Genomic DNA, 519 nt, shown 5'->3' on the forward strand with positions numbered 1-519 from the left:
AGAACGAGTTTATAGAGAGGCAGGGAGGCAAGAACATATTGACTTCGATTTGTTAGATGGTCATTCTAATGAAATTTATAACGGTACGTTATCACTCGGTTTGAGATATGCAGATCATATTTTTGATCACATTTCTAAAAAAATGAATGTGATGCAATTAGATCCGGAACAAGAGGAACAAAAGAAGGAGCTGTTAGAAACATTAGAAAGGGAAATCAATGATTCTCCTTTTCATGAAGAATATGAATATCAAGAAGAATCATCAGAAAGGAAGGAAGAACCTTCTTATAGTCCAGCGGATGAAGTAAAAACGCTAGTAAAGCCTGGAAAGGAAAATAGAAAAGGATTCAAGATTATTGCGAGTGTCATAGGAAGCGTGGTATTAATTGGAGCTGGTGCCATATTTGCCTTTAAGTTATTCTCTTCCGAACCAGTTTCGAGTGCAAATGCTGGCTCGGAACAATATGTAGTAAAAGGATTACAACAAGCAGCCATTCAGCAGTATGGAGAAGCCGTTAA

General features: G+C 37.2%; 1 pseudogene. It reads left to right on the top strand.

Annotation, left to right across the window (positions count from 1 at the left end):
• A pseudogene (locus tag CN409_RS31205) lies at positions 1-519 on the top strand (hypothetical protein); the annotation flags it as partial.

Origin of the sequence: Bacillus sp. AFS012607 (assembly GCF_002558005.1) — a bacterium.
GTDB lineage: Bacteria > Bacillota > Bacilli > Bacillales > Bacillaceae_G > Bacillus_A > Bacillus_A thuringiensis_S.